The 15,525-nt window shown below is 58.6% G+C and carries 18 protein-coding genes and 6 tRNA genes; 19 read left to right on the top strand and 5 right to left on the bottom strand.

The genetic code is table 11. The annotated features are described in order from the left end of the window. Positions 1 to 42: 42 nt before the first annotated feature. Entirely contained in the window at positions 43 to 1,542 is a 1,500-nt protein-coding gene (locus FTE24_RS06165; RefSeq protein ID WP_150231613.1) for a serine hydrolase domain-containing protein, read from the bottom strand. 155 nt (positions 1,543 to 1,697) lie between these two features. Between FTE24_RS06165 and FTE24_RS06160 the strand changes: the two genes are divergently transcribed. From FTE24_RS06160 to FTE24_RS06130, 7 genes are all read left to right on the top strand, one after another. Next, positions 1,698 to 2,183 (top strand): SprT family protein, encoded by a 486-nt coding sequence (locus tag FTE24_RS06160; protein WP_170315160.1) that lies wholly within the window; start codon positions 1,698 to 1,700, stop codon positions 2,181 to 2,183. 69 nt (positions 2,184 to 2,252) lie between these two features. Next, positions 2,253 to 2,519 (top strand): hypothetical protein, encoded by a 267-nt coding sequence (locus FTE24_RS06155; RefSeq protein ID WP_150231611.1) that lies wholly within the window; start codon positions 2,253 to 2,255, stop codon positions 2,517 to 2,519. Positions 2,520 to 2,549: 30 nt separating this feature from the next. Continuing rightward, positions 2,550 to 2,625 (top strand) — tRNA-Asn (locus tag FTE24_RS06150). 7 nt (positions 2,626 to 2,632) lie between these two features. Beyond that, positions 2,633 to 2,724 (top strand) — tRNA-Ser (locus tag FTE24_RS06145). A 211-nt stretch (positions 2,725 to 2,935) separates the two neighbouring features. Continuing rightward, positions 2,936 to 3,007 (top strand) — tRNA-Glu (locus tag FTE24_RS06140). 4 nt (positions 3,008 to 3,011) lie between these two features. After that, positions 3,012 to 3,087, top strand: a tRNA-Lys gene (locus FTE24_RS06135). 62 nt (positions 3,088 to 3,149) lie between these two features. Next, positions 3,150 to 3,232 (top strand) — tRNA-Leu (locus FTE24_RS06130). 21 nt (positions 3,233 to 3,253) lie between these two features. Here FTE24_RS06130 and FTE24_RS06125 read toward each other — a convergent pair. Together FTE24_RS06125 and FTE24_RS06120 are read right to left on the bottom strand one after the other, a co-directional pair. Then, entirely contained in the window at positions 3,254 to 3,529 is a 276-nt protein-coding gene (locus FTE24_RS06125; RefSeq protein WP_141448922.1) for a hypothetical protein, read from the bottom strand. After that, positions 3,526 to 3,804, bottom strand: coding sequence for a hypothetical protein (locus FTE24_RS06120; protein WP_237401667.1), 279 nt, complete (start codon positions 3,802 to 3,804; stop codon positions 3,526 to 3,528). Before FTE24_RS06120 ends, FTE24_RS06125 begins: the two co-directional genes overlap by 4 nt. Before the next feature lie 170 nt (positions 3,805 to 3,974). Here FTE24_RS06120 and FTE24_RS06115 point away from each other — a divergent pair, with 170 nt between their 5' ends. Beyond that, entirely contained in the window at positions 3,975 to 4,361 is a 387-nt protein-coding gene (locus FTE24_RS06115; protein WP_150231609.1) for a helix-turn-helix domain-containing protein, read from the top strand. Between the two features lie 72 nt (positions 4,362 to 4,433). Here FTE24_RS06115 and FTE24_RS06110 read toward each other — a convergent pair whose 3' ends face one another. Beyond that, positions 4,434 to 5,084, bottom strand: coding sequence for an urease accessory protein UreF (locus tag FTE24_RS06110; RefSeq protein WP_150231607.1), 651 nt, complete (start codon positions 5,082 to 5,084; stop codon positions 4,434 to 4,436). A 318-nt stretch (positions 5,085 to 5,402) separates the two neighbouring features. Here FTE24_RS06110 and FTE24_RS06105 point away from each other — a divergent pair. Further along, positions 5,403 to 5,485, top strand: a tRNA-Leu gene (locus tag FTE24_RS06105). 129 nt (positions 5,486 to 5,614) lie between these two features. Here the strand turns inward: FTE24_RS06105 and FTE24_RS06100 are convergent. Beyond that, positions 5,615 to 6,094: a glutathione peroxidase gene (locus FTE24_RS06100; protein ID WP_141448925.1), complete on the bottom strand. Its 480-nt coding sequence runs from the start codon at positions 6,092 to 6,094 to the stop codon at positions 5,615 to 5,617. A gap of 170 nt (positions 6,095 to 6,264) precedes the next feature. Here FTE24_RS06100 and FTE24_RS06095 point away from each other — a divergent pair, with 170 nt between their 5' ends. The 10 genes from FTE24_RS06095 (at position 6,265) to FTE24_RS06050 (ending at position 15,523) form a co-directional block, all read left to right on the top strand. Then, positions 6,265 to 6,687 carry an organic hydroperoxide resistance protein gene (locus FTE24_RS06095; RefSeq protein WP_141448926.1) on the top strand — a complete coding sequence of 141 codons (423 nt, stop codon included), beginning with the start codon at positions 6,265 to 6,267 and terminating at the stop codon, positions 6,685 to 6,687. A gap of 181 nt (positions 6,688 to 6,868) precedes the next feature. Next, on the top strand, positions 6,869 to 7,141 hold the full coding sequence (locus FTE24_RS06090) for a hypothetical protein (protein WP_141448927.1): 273 nt from the start codon (positions 6,869 to 6,871) through the stop codon (positions 7,139 to 7,141). 183 nt (positions 7,142 to 7,324) lie between these two features. Beyond that, complete coding sequence (locus FTE24_RS06085; RefSeq protein ID WP_415663178.1) at positions 7,325 to 7,798, top strand: thiol-disulfide oxidoreductase DCC family protein; 474 nt, start codon at positions 7,325 to 7,327, stop codon at positions 7,796 to 7,798. Positions 7,799 to 7,960: 162 nt separating this feature from the next. Continuing rightward, positions 7,961 to 9,136: a hypothetical protein gene (locus FTE24_RS06080; protein ID WP_150231605.1), complete on the top strand. Its 1,176-nt coding sequence runs from the start codon at positions 7,961 to 7,963 to the stop codon at positions 9,134 to 9,136. A gap of 47 nt (positions 9,137 to 9,183) precedes the next feature. Continuing rightward, entirely contained in the window at positions 9,184 to 10,410 is a 1,227-nt protein-coding gene (locus FTE24_RS06075) for a CpaF family protein (protein ID WP_150231603.1), read from the top strand. A 129-nt stretch (positions 10,411 to 10,539) separates the two neighbouring features. Then, complete coding sequence (locus FTE24_RS06070) at positions 10,540 to 11,283, top strand: type II secretion system F family protein (protein ID WP_237401666.1); 744 nt, start codon at positions 10,540 to 10,542, stop codon at positions 11,281 to 11,283. Positions 11,284 to 11,296: 13 nt separating this feature from the next. Next, the gene (locus tag FTE24_RS06065; protein WP_150231598.1) at positions 11,297 to 12,175 is read left to right on the top strand and encodes a type II secretion system F family protein; all 879 of its coding nucleotides are present in this window, start codon (positions 11,297 to 11,299) and stop codon (positions 12,173 to 12,175) included. Between the two features lie 31 nt (positions 12,176 to 12,206). Continuing rightward, the gene (locus FTE24_RS06060; protein WP_141448931.1) at positions 12,207 to 12,395 is read left to right on the top strand and encodes a Flp1 family type IVb pilin; all 189 of its coding nucleotides are present in this window, start codon (positions 12,207 to 12,209) and stop codon (positions 12,393 to 12,395) included. Between the two features lie 86 nt (positions 12,396 to 12,481). Next, entirely contained in the window at positions 12,482 to 13,150 is a 669-nt protein-coding gene (locus FTE24_RS06055; protein WP_150231597.1) for a TadE family protein, read from the top strand. Between the two features lie 57 nt (positions 13,151 to 13,207). Next, positions 13,208 to 15,523: a hypothetical protein gene (locus FTE24_RS06050; protein WP_150231595.1), complete on the top strand. Its 2,316-nt coding sequence runs from the start codon at positions 13,208 to 13,210 to the stop codon at positions 15,521 to 15,523. Positions 15,524 to 15,525: the final 2 nt, after the last annotated feature.

Raw genomic sequence — 15,525 nt, 5'->3', positions numbered from 1 at the left:
GCCAAACGATAGGCCAAGCGATATTTACGGGGCTTTAGGGGCTCAAGCGCGTTCGTCGTCTTTTTCGGCTATGCCGAGCAGCTTTTGTTCCTTCTGCCCGAACTCGGCATTGCCGTGCACGGACAGTTCCAGCCGGTCGGCCCCGAACGAGGCCGTCAGATCCAGAATGATCGGTTCTTCCGAGAACCGAACGGTGATCCGCAGCGAACCGTCGCCGCGGCGGGCGAACCAGCCGTGGGCCGGACCGAGATCCGGCGGGAAGCTCGAAGAACGGCCGGCCGGAACCGGCGTTTCGGTCTTGCGCCATTCGCCCGCGCCGCAGAGCAGCGCGATCGCGGGGCGTTCGCCCGGGGCCGGGGCTTCGCCGGCTTCCCACAGCTCCAGCCGGAGCGAGTCTTCGCGCTCCGCCGTCAGGCGGACGGCCGCAAGCTTCAGGCCGCCGTCCAGTTCCCCGTCCAGCCGGTACGTCCGGCCGGACCAGGGCTCGTCCGCCGGCGCTTCGCCCGCCGGCTCCGGCGCGTAGGCGAGCTTCCGCAGCCGCTCCGCGGCTTCGTCGCCCGCCGCGCCCGGCGCCGAAGGCGCCTCCTGCATCGCCGGCAGCAGATGCGTCCAGACCGCTTCCAGCAGCTCCTGCGTCCGCGAGATCGCGGACGTCAATACGATAACGGCATCCTGCTCCGGCAGCACGAGGCAGAACTGTCCGAACGCTCCGTCGGCGCGATAAGCGCCGTGCCGGCATACCCAGAACTGGTAGCCGTAGCCGCGCGTCCAGTCGCCGCCCTGGTTGTCGCCGTTCTCGATACGTTTCGACGTCGCCAGTCGTATCCAGTCTTCGGCGATCAGGCGCTGTCCGTTCCATTGTCCTTTTTGCAGATAGAGCTGGCCGAACTTCGACAGGTCTTCGCTGGACAGCTTGAGGCCCCAGCCGCCGGTCGTAACGCCCTGCGGACTTTCCTGCCACGTTTTGTTTGCGATGCCGAGCGGCGCGAACAGACGCGGTTCCAGATAATCGACGACTTTTTCTCCCGTCAGCTTTTGCAGGATGACCGACAGCATGTACGTCGCGCCGCTGCTGTAAGCAAAAACGCTGCCGGGTGCGTGTTCGACGTCCGCCGCCAAAAAGGCGCGGGCCCAATCGGCTTCCGGCACCGGGCGAACGCGTTCCAGCGGATCTTTCGACTGACCCGTGCCCATGACGAGCAGGTCGTGCACGGTCATCTTGAGCAGGTTGGGATGCGGATCTTCGGGCAGCAGCTCCGGCAGCAGGTCGGCGACTTTGTCGTCGACGGCAAGCCGTCCTTCTTCGACCGCAAGGCCGATCGCGGTCGACGTGAAGCTTTTGCTGACCGAATACAGCGCGTGGCGGTCTTCCGGCGCGTGCGGCGCCCACCAGCCTTCGGCGGCGACGGAGCCGCGGCGAAGCAGCATGAAGCTGCGCAGGTCAAAGCGGTCTTCGGCGACGGCATCGAGGAAAGAGAGGATGCCGCGCGGATCGATGCCGACTTCTTCGGGCCGGCGTCTTGGCAGTTGCGTGGATTGCATGGATGGTTGCCTCCAGACATAAAATATTCTTTTTAGCGAATCGGCGGCCGACAGGCCGAACCTTACCTTGACAGTGTAGTCCACCCGCAAGGTAAAATTCAAGAAACGAACCAACGCGAAGAAAGGGGGAATGCCGCATGCAAAGCGGGCAGGCGATGACGGACGCCGAGCTGCAGAAATGGATCGAACGCCTATCGCTGGAACACTTCGGCGTGCCGTTCCGGCATCGGGCTTTTTTCAATGCAAGGCTGCGTTCGACCGGAGGGCGCTACGCGCTGCGTTCGCACGATATCGATATCAATCCGAGGCAGTTGGCGGCGCACGGCGCAGAAGCGGTGGAAGGGATCATCAAGCATGAATTGTGCCATTATCACCTGCACATCGCCGGACGCGGCTACCGCCACCGGGACGCCGATTTCAAGCGCCTGCTGGCCCGGGTAGGAGGGAGCCGGTACTGTCAGGCGCTGCCGGACCCAACCAGGCGCACACTGCCGTTCAAATACAGGTTGGTCTGCGCGGACTGCGGCATGGAATACAAGCGCAAACGCCGCATGGACGTCTCGCGCTACCGCTGCGGGCGCTGCGCAGGCAATCTGCGGCTCGAAGAATTGAACGCGGACGACGTGCGGAAGATCGATTGATCGGGTATAATGGAAAAAGCTCCCGGGATTCGGGCAGCCACATTTTCCAGAAACGGGGAGATCGATCCTATGGCCAAATCGGCAGCAAGAAAAATCCGCGACAAGCGGATCAGGGAAGGCAAGCTGGACACGACGACGATGAGAAGCCCGTTTGCGCTTGCGGATCTGAGAACGCGCAAAACGAAAACGAAGCGGGAGGCGATCGGCCGTCTCAAGCACAAAGACCCTTACCAGAACCCGAACTTCACCGGAGGTGACGAGGGTTCTTTTTTATTTTACGCGGCAGATGCAAAAAGAAACGAAAAAGGGGTTGACGAAAAAATCCTGGCATGCTAAATTATATCTTGTTGAAACGTTAGCCAATGTTCCCTGATAGCTCAGTTGGTAGAGCACTCGACTGTTAATCGAGTTGTCACAGGTTCGAGTCCTGTTCGGGGAGCCATTTTTATGGAGAGATACCCAAGTGGCTATAAGGGGACCCTCTGCTAAGGGGTTAGACTGCGTTAGCGGTGCGAGGGTTCGAATCCCTCTCTCTCCGCCATATTTTTTACTCACAAGCAACTCATACACTTGATCGAATGAGGGACCTGAGAAGGTGCCTCTTTTTGTTTTCAGGAACGCCTCTTTTTCGAAAAAAGCACCCCAAATAACTTTTTAAAAATATTTTCAAAAAAAGCTTGCAATCTATCTGCTGCATTTGCTATACTCTTACTTGTGCCCAGTTGAGAAACACTGAGCCGGCAGGACAATAAGGCCCGTTGGTCAAGGGGTTAAGACACCTCCCTTTCACGGAGGTAACAGGGGTTCGAATCCCCTACGGGTCACTTTGAGCCATTAGCTCAGTTGGTAGAGCACCTGACTTTTAATCAGGGTGTCGAAGGTTCGAGTCCTTCATGGCTCACCATTTCTTTTTACTCCTCTAACAGAAATGGTGATGAACGTTCGCAAGACGAACGGTTTGAATATGCGGTAGTGGTGGAATGGCAGACACGCTATCTTGAGGGGGTAGTGGGTGTATACCCGTGGAGGTTCGAGTCCTCTCTACCGCATACGACAAAAGCGCAGACTCCTTACGGAGTCTGCGCTTTTTTGTGTGCGTAGGGATTCGGCAGCATGCCGTCCCGATGAAGCCGGTCCGCCACGGAGGCGTATTGGGGATACAGCGCGCGGATGCAATCCGGGCAAATGTCGTGCGTCAGCACGGCGCCGTTGCATTCGCCGAACGCGGGAATCCGCCAGCCGTCCGGACGGCGGATTTGGCTGCAGTGGGCACAGATGACGATCCAGGGTGCAGTCGGACTGGGGACGGGCGGCGTTGGGGCATCGTCCGAAGCGGAAGGCGTCATCGGCCGAACCTCCCTGCGCTGCCGGTCTGCGAAGGGCGGAAAGAGTCGCTCTCGGGGCGTCGGGTCTGACAAGGTGTCGGAGAAGCGGACAAGTCCAGCAGTTCGGAGACCCGTTTACGGTATTTGGCCGCTTTGCGGCTGCCGTTGATCAGGTTCGACAGGCGGGAAGGCGGAATATCGTACAGCTCGCAAAAAGATTTCTGGTCCATTTCGAGCTCCGCCAGACGCCGTTTGATTTCCCAACCGAACGGGGTGATCGGTTTTTTTCTCTGCAACGTATCGCTCCTCCTGTTCATGTGCAAACGGATGAATTATAATCGATTAGAGACGGACAAGGGATCATTTACCATAAAACGTATTATATACGCAAAGACGTGAACGTTCAATGGTAATATACGCAAATGCGTAATTATGAGCGAAAAGCGGTCGTGAGGAGGGCGTCAGTTTGCAGTCGATCTACGAACGAATCGAGCAGTTGATCAAGAGCAGCGGCATGACCAAAAAGGCGTTCGGCGAACGCCTCAATATCAGTGCGGGCAATTTGGGCGATTGGCGCAGAGGCAAATCCACGCCGAGCACGCACAAACTGATCGAGATCGCCGCCTATTTTTCGGTAAGCCTGGATTGGCTGATGACGGGCAAAGAATGGCAGCCCGAAGAAGTCAAAGAAACGGGCGGCCGTTATTTTTTTGAAAGTTTGGGGCAATCGGATTGCCAGCTGGACGAACTGACCGAAGAAGAGAAAGCGTTCATGCGCGAATACATGGCTTTTGCCGCGTACCGGAGAAGCCGCGAGGCGGACAGCGGGGAATCGCGGGATCGGGAAGACTAGCGGGAGCCGGGGAGGACGGAGGGGGAAATCCGTTTCGGCCCCGGCACGAAAAAACGCTTTGAAGCATAAGCTTCAAAGCGTTTTTTGGATAGGCGTTCCGTAAACGTCGGCGGACATGAAAGCGGGCTCCGTCGTCGTCCGTGCGCGCGACCAGCGCTCCGATGCGTCGTCGATCATTCGCATCAGCAGTTTGCGCCGGGTCACGTCGTCCAGGCTCAACAAGCGGGCGCAATGGTCGACGTACAAGGTCGTATGGTGGTACAGATAAGCCGTCACCGCTTGTTCGGGTTCGATCTCCAGATTGAAATTGATCCAGGCATAGCAGAGCGGGAGGCAGCCGAACGCTTGGCCGGTCTGGAGCGCTTCCGCGAACGGCGCGAAATTTATCCACGGGTAGAGCGATTTCGACAGCTTCAGCACTTTGCGTCCGGAGCGGCGCATCTCGGTATCGATTTCGTTCGGACAGGTTTTGGTGCGCAGGCTCCGGTCGATGCGGAACGCCGTCTCGAAATCGCCGCGGGCGAAAGCGCCGTACAGATCTTCAATCGCGCGTCCTTCGATATGCGTCAATCGGGGATGGATATACGACCGCATCACTTCTTCAAAAGCTTCGACGCCGCTCAGGCGATTGCCGTTCATATCCTCTTTAATGCAGCCGACGGGCGACGGGGACGACGTTTCGAGCAGGGTCATGTAACTGAGAAGCTTGTGTCCGCTGTGCATGATGCTGCGCCTCCTTAAAGGGATAAGTGGATGAATTTCTGTGCGTTATATAAATGTTAGGTTTTAGGATATGAAAAGGTTTTTCGTTCGTTATGCTGTTTATTTTTACATGAATATCGGTATTTGGTCAAGAAAAATGAAGAAGTAAGATCGATTTTCCGGAAAATAGTTCAATTAAATGACTCATTAAGTTATATAATATAACATTTAGAAGTGCGCGAATTAAAATCTTTTATCGGTTTTCAGTTTTTTTGAAAAAGTGGTTGACTGTATGCTTGAAATTAGGTACGATATAGAAGTTGATTCTCTCTTTGACGTGCGGTAGTGGTGGAATGGCAGACACGCTATCTTGAGGGGGTAGTGGGTGTATACCCGTGGAGGTTCGAGTCCTCTCTACCGCATACCGAAGAAGCCTGCAGATCCCGTTTTCGGGGTTTGCAGGCTTTTTTATTTTTCCGTGATCCGCCGATGCACAGAAAAGCCCTGCGCGTTCGCGAGGGCTTGTGAACTCTGGCTTGGGGTGACCCGACTCAGCCGAGCAGTTTTTCGATGTCTTTCTCCAACTGGTCCGGTGCCGTTTGCGGAGCAAAACGTTTGACCGGGCGGCCTTCTTTGTCGATCAGGAATTTGGTGAAGTTCCATTTGACCGATTTGGAACCCATCAGACCCGGCGCTTCGTCGCTCAAATATTGGAACAGGGGATGCGCGTTTTCGCCTTTGACGTCCACTTTTTCGAAGATCGGGAATTTGACGCCGTAGTTCACTTGGCAAAACTCCGCGATTTCCTCGTTGGTGCCGGGGTCCTGTTCCTTGAACTGGTTGCTTGGGAAGCCGAGAATCTCCAGGCCGCGGTCGTGGTATTTGTCGTACAGATCCTGCAAGCCCTGGAATTGCGGCGTAAATCCACATTTGCTGGCGGTGTTGACGACGAGCACCACTTTTCCTGCGTAATCGGACAGCTTGACTTCGTCCCCCTTGGACGTGCGGGCTTCGTATTCATATACGGACATATTGAATTCCTCCTCTTAAAATGATTACTCTCTTTTTGATTGTAAACAACTTAATTGAGTTTTGCAATTCGCTTTCGTTTCATTCGTCTCTGTTTGCTTTATAAATTAGATAGTTTGACAGACAGTGCATGCTTTTAAAATTTCACACGAACAGAAGGAGTGACGATATTATGGAATCTTTATATACGGCAAAAGCAACGGCCCGCAGAGGCGGAAGAAGCGGAATCGTCGAATCGGAGGACGGAGCGCTGAATTTGCAGCTGTCCGTACCGAAAGGGCTCGGAGGCGGCGGAGGCACCGGCACCAACCCGGAAGAACTGTTCGCGGCCGGCTACAGCGCCTGCTTCGAGAGCGCTCTGGCCAACATCGCCCGCAAAGAAAAGCTCGATATTCCCGATACCGAAGTGACGTGCCATATCCATATCGGCAAAGACGAGACGGACGGCGGATTCAAGCTTGCGGGCAAGCTGGAAGTGCGCATTCCGGGACTCGATCCCGACAAAGCCAAAGATCTGGTAGAAAAAGCGCATGCGTTCTGCCCGTACTCCAAAGCGACCCGCGGCAACATGGACGTGGAACTGAGCGTCGTCTAAGTCCGAACGGAAACGGAAGCCGGAAAGTGTCCCGCGAGCGGGTCTTTCCGGCTTTTTTTCGTCAAAGTCGCGCCGGACGTGCGGTTGACACGAAGGGTGAAATTCATTAAGCTATATAAGCACGCGCCGTGGGTGAAGATTGCATCCTATGACGAGACTAAGAATAACGGGTGATACGAATATGGCTTACAGACCGACTGTGGTAAATGTAGATAAGGCCGGAAGCAACGACAAGGACGGATTGTACGAGTACGTCGTGCATCTGGAAGACGGCACAATGTGCCGCGTCTTCTATAATCGTTATCCGGAGTGGAAGCTGACTCATATCAGCCGCCTGCTCAAGACCCCATGCCCGATCTGCCGCAAGGACTATATCTGCAACTGCTTCGAGAAGTTCAAGGGCGAACTCGACGCGCAGCTGCGTGACGGAAGAATTGAACAACTGCTCGCGTAATCGGACAGCGGACGTACGGGATAACCCCCGTGCGTCCGCTGTTTTTGATAGGAACCGATCTTCGGCGCCGAACGCCGGATTGGATCAAAAGCGGTTCAACGCGGCGCAGACGGTTAAACAATTCATAAGACACCCTGAAGGAAAAGCATTCATTTTGGACTGGAGGCGATCATCTTGAGCAGTGTGACTACCTGGAACCCCGACAGTAAAACGGCCGAGAAATCGGCCGTACGGACAGATGAACCGCATATCGTACTGATCGACGGCGTTTGCCATTTTTGCCAGGGAGCGGTGCGATTTATCGTGGCCCGCGATCCGAAAGGCACTTTTGAATTCGCTTCGCTGCAATCGGACCTCGGCAAGGAACTGGCCGGCGGAACCGGCTTCGAAGACTCCGGCGAACCGAACACGCTCGTCCTGATCGAAAACGGACGCAGATACGTGCGCTCCGCCGCCGCTCTGCGCATCGCGCGCCGCCTGCGTTTTCCGTGGCCGCTGCTGTACGCGCTGATCGTCGTGCCGCGCCCGCTGCGCAACGCCGTCTACCGCTATATCGCCCGCAACCGCTACCGCTGGTTCGGCAAAGACGATACGTGCCCGATTCCGCCGCCCAGCGTACGCAAACGGTTTCTGGATACGGGAGCGGGGCAGGCGTAAATATGAAAGCGCAAAATAGGTCTTGCCTGCTTGATCGCGCTATGCTATTGTGAGGACAAATAACAGGAACACGGCGGAAGCACCGCTCCGGATTGGCCGATTCAGGCCCGTCTGCGAGCGGTGCTTTTTTTGTGTTTGCTGGACAAGGAGGAGATGAAATCGATGCGGAATGTGCGGATTACGTTGGCCGCCGCGGACGAACGGTATATCGAACCGTTTCTGCTGTATGCACGCACCGGGGAATTCGCCAAACGCGTCAGCGTGCGGGCTTTTTCGAAACTTGACGCTTTTCTGTCCGCAATGGCGTTGGACCGCCCGGACTTCGTGCTGGGCGAACCGGCGTTTCTGGCGCCGTGGCTGCAGGGGGACAGCAGCCGGGGCGTGCCGTGGGCGGTGTTGGGGTTGGGCAGCGGAGAAGCCGACAGCGCGGCGCTGGGAGGGCCGGTGCTGCACGCTTTCCAGCCGCTGAACCGGCTGCTGACGGCGGTGTTGGAGCTGGCCGGAACGGCGCAGGCGGCGGGAAGCGCCTCGCAAGCCGGAGCGCAGGTCATCGCCGTGCATTCGGCCGCGGGCGGAGTCGGCAAGACGGCGGTCGCGCTGAATCTGGCCAAGCAGCTCGGCGGCCGGGGACTACGCGTATTTTACCTCAATCTGGAGACGTGGGACAGCGCGGCGTCATTCCGGGGAGCCGGCAGCGAAAGCGGACTGCCCGGGCTATTGTACGAGCTGAGAACGGCCCGTGAGAACGGCGAGGCGTGCCGCTCTCCGCTGTCGCGCCATGCGCCTTTTCAGGAGAAGCTCAAGAGTCTGTCTTTTCCGCCGCTGGAGCGTCCGGACGAACTGCTGCAGATGAGCGAAGCCGATACGGCGGGACTGCTCGATTACCTGGCGACGTGCGGGGCGTGCGACGTGATCGTGGCCGATACGGATACGGAAGATCACGACCGATGCCGGGCGCTGCTGCGGCGGGCGGATCGGGTGCTGTGGCTGCTGGCCGACGATCTGCTGCATCTGCGCCGGACGGCGGGGTGGATGAAGTATCGGGAAGCCCGGCAGCCTGCGGAGTTCTACGATCTGATCGGCAGAAGCGTATTCGCGGTCAACCGCTGCGGCGGCCGGTTGGACAATGTCCTGCCGCGTCCGGACCTGCGTCCGCTGGCCTTCCTGTCGTATATTCCGTCTTGGAAAGCGTTATCCAGGGAAGACGTGCTGCTCGGCTCCCCGATCTTCCAGCGGGACATCTTGGCACTGTGCGGGCAGCTCGGGCTGGGCGGAAGCCGCCGTCCGCCGGCTTCCGCCCCGTATGCGGCCGCAGCGGCGACCGGAGGCGTGTCATAAAGCCGGAAGCCGCCGAAGAAGCGGCGCGGGAAGAGTTGTTTCGCGTCATGCGGGCCGAAGTCCGCTCTTCGCTCGATGTCACGCAGTCCGCGGACGACGGCGAGCTGATGCGGCGGATCGAACGCAAAGTGCTGTCCGATTCGCGTGCTGCCGCGATGACGTCCGGCGAGAAGCGGACGCTCGTGCGCCGGGTCTACGATTCGTTTCGCGGCCTGGACATTTTGCAGCCGCTGGTCGACGACAAAAGCGTGACGGAGATCATGATCAACGGACACACGGAAATTTTTATCGAACGCGCCGGGGAAGTCGTTCGCGTTCCGCAGCGTTTCGAATCGCAGGAGAAGCTGGAAGATCTCGTGCAGAGCATCGTGTCCGGCGTCAACCGGATCGTCAACGAGTCTTCCCCGATCGTCGACGCTAGGTTGAAGGACGGGTCGCGGGTCAACGTCGTGCTGCCGCCGATCGCGCTCAAAGGTCCGACGGTGACGATCCGCAAATTTCCGGAACGCCCGATGACGATGGACGATCTCGTTCGGCGCGGAGCGTTGGACGAAGACGCCGCGCTTCTGCTGAAGCATCTCGTGCGCAGCCGCTATAACCTTTTTATTAGCGGAGGAACGGGTTCGGGCAAGACGACTTTTCTCAATGCGCTGTCGCAGTACATCCCGCCCGACGAACGGGTCATTACGATCGAGGATTCTGCGGAGCTTCAGATCGTGACGGTGCCCAACCTCGTGTCGCTGGAGACCCGGAACGCCAACATGGAAGGCAAAGGCGAGATTTCGATCCGCGACCTGATCCGGTCTTCGCTGCGAATGCGGCCCAACCGGATCGTCGTCGGCGAAGTGCGCGGCGCGGAGGCGTTGGACATGCTGCAGGCGATGAACACCGGGCACTCGGGCAGCTTGTCGACGGGGCATAGCAACAGCGCGCAGGACATGCTCAGCCGGTTGGAAACGATGGTGCTGAGCGGCGCGGATCTGCCGGTCGCCGTGGTGCGCCAGCAGATCTCGTCGGCGATCGATCTGATCGTTCATTTGTCGCGGCTGCGGGACCGTTCGCGCCGGGTGGTGGAGATCAGTGAAGTGTCGGGGATGGAAGACGGGGCGGTCAGGCTGCGGAATCTATTCCGTTTCGAAGAAGAAGGCGAGCGCGACGGGCGGATCGTCGGATGCCTGCGCAGAAGCGCGGAGCCGATGCGGCGCACGGACAAGCTGCGGGACGCGGGCGCGGCCGATTGGCGCCGGCTGGCCGGACTGCCGGAGAGGGGGTGAAGAGAGATGCCGCGTACAGGGCGAAACGGCATAGGCAGAAGTCCCGCGGGCAGATCGGCGTCCATTAAAACAGATTCCGCAGACAGCGTAACCAAGCGGAAGCGGGAGAATTTGTCTCCGGCGGACAAATTGAAAGATTATACGGTTTATGCGTTGGCCGGCTACGAGCGCATCGTCAGCACGGCTGCGGCCGCCGGCCTGCTGTTTGCGGTCGGGATGCTGTTCTACCAGATATGGCTGCTGGCCCTGCTGTTGGCGCTGCCTGCGTTGAAAGCTCCCGCGCTGTGGCGCGTTCGGCAGATCGAACGCAGGCGTACGCTGCTCAAGCTGCATTTCAAGCAGGCGCTGTACTCGCTGTCTTCGTCGATGGCCGCGGGCCGCTCGGTCGAAAACGCGTTTCGCGAAGCCGCGAAAGATCTGGAGCTACTGTATCCGGGCGGCGGCAGCGACATGATTCGGGAGCTGGACGTGATCGCGACGCGGCTGGAATACGGCGAACCGATCGAATCGGCGCTGCTCGACTTCGGCCGGCGGGCCCGGATCGAAGACATCGACCATTTTATCGACGTTTTCGTGACATGCAAGCGGACGGGCGGCGACCTGATCGAAGTCATTCGGCGCACGTCGGCGGTAATCGGGGAGAAGATGGATATCCAGCAGGATATCTCGGTCATGATCGCGCAGAAAAAATTCGAGTCGAACATTTTGCTTGCGACGCCGTTCGTCTTTATTTTGTTCATCAACGCTTCCGCGCCGGAATTTATGGCTCCGCTGTACGGTTCGCTGCTAGGCGTCATCTTGGCAACCGTCGGCTTGGGCCTGATGTTCCTCAGCGCCTGGCTGATGCGGCGCATCATGAATATTCGGATCTGAGAGGAGGAAAGACATGCTCGTCATGGCTTGTTCGGGACTGCTGCTGCTCGCTGCCGCGTGCGCGCTGTTGTTCGCCTTGGCGAAGCGGCAGCCCGCGCACCGGAAAATTGCGGCGCTGCCGATGGAAGGCATCCGCATGCGGGGGCTGCTTGCGCCGATGCTGGTGCTCGTAGAGCGGATGCGGCTCGCCGCGCGCTTTCCGATTTTTTTCCATCGGCTTCAATCTTCCGTGCAGCGCGGCGAAGGACTGCGGAGCAGCACGGAGAGAACGATGCTGTTTCTGGCGCATATGCTGCTGCACGCCGTGCTGATGCTGACGTTCGGATGCGTCATGGCGATCGCCAATCACGGCTCCGCCGCCTGGCTCGCGATCGGACTCGGCCTTGCGGCCGTGCTGCCGATCGCACTGATCAAAGACCTGGCGTCGAAGGTCAAGCGCCGGGAAGAAGCCGTTTTGCTGGAACTGCCGGAAATGTTGAACAAAATCGTGCTGTTGGTCGGCGCGGGCGAGACGGTGCAGCAGGCGATCGTCCGCTGCTCGCAGCAAAAAGAAGGCGTCGACCACCCGCTGTACAAAGAACTGGACCGCATGGTTGCCGAGTGGCGCAGCGGAGATCCTTTTCATCAGGCGTTCGAGCAGTTCGGCAAACGCTGCGGCGTGCAGGACGCTACCGTATTCGTCACGACCGTGCTGCTCAATCACAAGCGCGGCGGCGGAGAATTTGCGTTGGCGCTGAGAGACTTGTCGAGAACGCTGTGGGAAAAGCGCAAAGCGCTCGGCCGTATTCAAGGAGAACGAGCCTCGTCGAAAATGGTTTTTCCGATGGCTTTGATCTTGTTCGTCGTCATGCTCATGGTCGGAGGACCGGCCATGATGTTGATTCAAATGTAAGACCATTCAACGATTAAGAGGAGGCCTACTTATGCTGCAAGCTATCGGGAACAAAGCCAAACGGATATGGAGAGAAGAAGACGGACTGGGCACGCTGGAAGTCATTTTGATTATCGGAATTACGCTGATCATCGCCCTGATTTTCAAAAAACAGATCACGACTCTGGTTACCAACCTGCTCGCAAGCGTCACTTCCAAAAGCCAAGAATTTTTCAAGTGAACGCCGTGAAGCGGTCAGGTCTGAAACGTTTGGTTCTGAAAATTTTGGTCTTGAAAAGGCCGGGTTCGAAACGTTCGGGATCGTTCATGCGCGACGAGGTAGCGAGCTTTACGGTCGAGTCCGCCGTCGTCATGCCGATCGTGATACTCTGCGTCATCGTCATCTTGATGCTCTGCCTCTATCTGTATCAAAGCGCCGTGCTCGTTCACGCGTCGGCGATCACGTCGGAGCGGGCGGCATACAGTTGGAACAACCGGCATAAGGACCCGCGGACCGGAAGTTTCGGCGCGGACCGGACCGAAGAGCTGTATTGGCGTCTGACCGAAGACCGTCTGCTGGCTTCGCTGTTCGGCGGACTCGGCGGCGGATCGGGCGAAGAAAGTATCCGGGTGCCGGGAGGCGCGGGTCCGTCGCTTGGAGCCGTCAAAATGGCCAAAGCCGCGGAACGCCTTCCGAAAGGGATGGACGGGACGATGACCAGCCGGCGCGGCCTGCTGCATCGGATCGTCACGGTTCTGTATACGCCGCTCCGGTTGGCTCCGATCCGGGCGATCGCCGGCGACCGTATGGGCGGCTCGCAGTATTCGACGGTCGTCGAACCGGTGGAATTCATTCGCAATATCGAACTGGTCCGCTATTACGCGGGCAAATTTCGTGCGGATCAAGCGGTGCCGAATGACGAGAAGGGCGGCGCTGCCGTCGCCATGACCCCGGCAAACGCCGGAGCGCAGTTGGGCAAAAAAGCAGCCAAGTAAAAGAAAGGGAAGCCGGGATATGCGTGTGTGGACGTATCCCGGCACGGGGGTGAAGCTGTGGCTTTTCGATCGGGCAAATTTCGCAGGGGGCGGCGGCTGATTCGTACGCTTCGTCTGTGGCACAACGAACACGGTTCGATCACGATTTTTCTCAGTCTGATTCTGGCGGTCATGCTGGCTTTCGTCGCGATTTTTATCGACTATTCGCGCATGTCGGCGTTAAAAGCGAAAAGCGAGCGGCTGCTGCATGCGGCGACGCGTTCGGTCATGTCGGCTTACGTGCCGGAATTGCAGCGGACTTACGGACTGTTCGCCTACGGCGATACCGATCCGGCGATGATTCTGTCGGGCGTGCTCGATCGGAGCCTGGCGTACAAAGCCAGAACGGACGTGCTGCCGATCCTGGATGCCAAGCGCTTCTCTTCTTCGGTGGAACTCAGTCGGGAACTCGGCGGTTACGACGTGTTCGCGGCCCAAATCAACGAAGAGATGAAATACAAGGCGCCTGTCAATTTTGCGCTCGAAGTGGTCGGACGATTCAAGCCGATGTCCCAAGCGATGAAAGAAGCGTCGGGGACGGTGGAGATACTGGCGCAAATCCAACAGCTGTACGACCGGCGGGAAGCCGAACTCGACCGCATGCTGAACGTTCAACGAACAGCCGGACACCAAACGGACGGATTGGTCGAACAAATCGGTACGAACGGCGTACGCGAGCTGGCGGATGCTTCACTTGGCGGCGGGGTGTTTTCGGCGGCGGATATGGCTGCGCAGTATGGCGATTACAAAAGGCAACAAGAAAGCGCAGCGTTCGAAACGCCCCCGGCCGAGAGCAACGGCAGCAACGGCAGCGACGGCAGCGGTGGCAGCGGCGAACCGGACGCCGGATGGTTCGAACGGCTGCAGCGGCAGTCGAAGATTGCCGCCTACGAATCCGGTTCGCGGCGCGTCGCGGATCGGATGCAGGCTGCCGTAACGCGCGCTCTGGCGTCGCACGTCAACGATATGCGAGAAGCGTCGGAACATTTGCTTCAAGCCCAGCGGATCAACGCCGAGCTGGAGGCGGTTATCGCCGCTGCGGGCAGGCGGGGAGCAGACGGCGCTTACGATGCCGTAACGCGGTCGGATATGCCGGGAGCGGCAGGCGGGCCTGCGGGCGGCGGCGCTTCGGTCCGGCAGAAGCTGCGCGAACTGCCGCTGCCGGACCGGTTTTTCGTCGGCATGCGGCAGCGGATCGAAGGTCAGGAACGTGATTTCTCAAGCCTGCGGACAGACGTCGAGGCGCTGCGGGAGACGCTGCATGTGATTTTAGATGATGCGGGAACGAACGGCTATGTCTTAAAGAGTCTGGTCCGTGCGGCGGGCAGGGCAGCGGGCGCTTATCACGATCGCTACGGAGGCCGGGGAAGCGTGATCCGCGAGATCGAAGCGGAATTCAAGTCGCATCGAGCCGACGACGAACTCCGCAAACGGGAAGAACGCACGGCTAACGGCAAGCTTAGGGAAGCGAACGAAAAGATCGCGTTTTTGTCGCGAGCCGTAGGCCATCAAAGCGATTTTCGGCGGTTGGAACGATTTTACCGGGAAAACCTGAAGTTGAACCGCGGCATCGCCGCAGCGGTTAGCGCAGCCCGTCCGGAAAAAGACTCGGCGGCAGCCGGCAAATACGCGATGGAACGGATGGACGGCTTCTTCGGCGGCATAGCCGGTATGCTGGATGCGACCGGAGACCGGCTGCTGCAAAACGAATACGCGTCGGACCATTTTTCCCATTTCGATTATGCAAAAGTGTTGGCTTTGGCGCGGCCGGGCACCCCGTTCGACGGAGCGGCAGCGGGAGATCTGCTCAGCGTCGAAAATCAGGAGCTGGAGTATATCCTGTACGGCTTCGGCCATCCCGGTGGCAACCTCGCGGCGGCGTACGGAGAAATTTTCGCTATGCGATTGGCGATTCGGACGATGGAGGCACTCGCCGATCCGGCGGTGCTCGCGTTCGGCAATCCGCTCGTCGTTTTTGCCAAGGCGCTCGTGCACGGAATTACGCAGGCGCTGGTCGATATGACGATGCTGGCCGAGCAGGGTTACGTGGAGTTGGCCAAGACGCTCAAGATCAAGCTGACGTACAAAGACCATTTGAGGCTGTTTCTGTTCGCTCATCCGGGGAGCGAAAGCCGCCTCTCCCGTATGCTGGCGATCATCCGCCTCGATACGGGAATCAATCCCGACGACCACTATACGTATTTGTCCGCGGATGCCGGAATCACGATGCCGGTCTGGTTTCTGCCGGGCGTCATGCGAACGCTGCGGATCGGCGGAGGCGCCTGGGAAGGCGGTGCGTACACGGTCGATCTGCAGGCAGACTACTCGTATTGAAG

It is taken from the genome of Saccharibacillus sp. WB 17 (assembly GCF_008634075.2).
GTDB lineage: Bacteria > Bacillota > Bacilli > Paenibacillales > Paenibacillaceae > Saccharibacillus > Saccharibacillus brassicae.
This window is presented reverse-complemented; position numbering and strand designations above follow the sequence as displayed.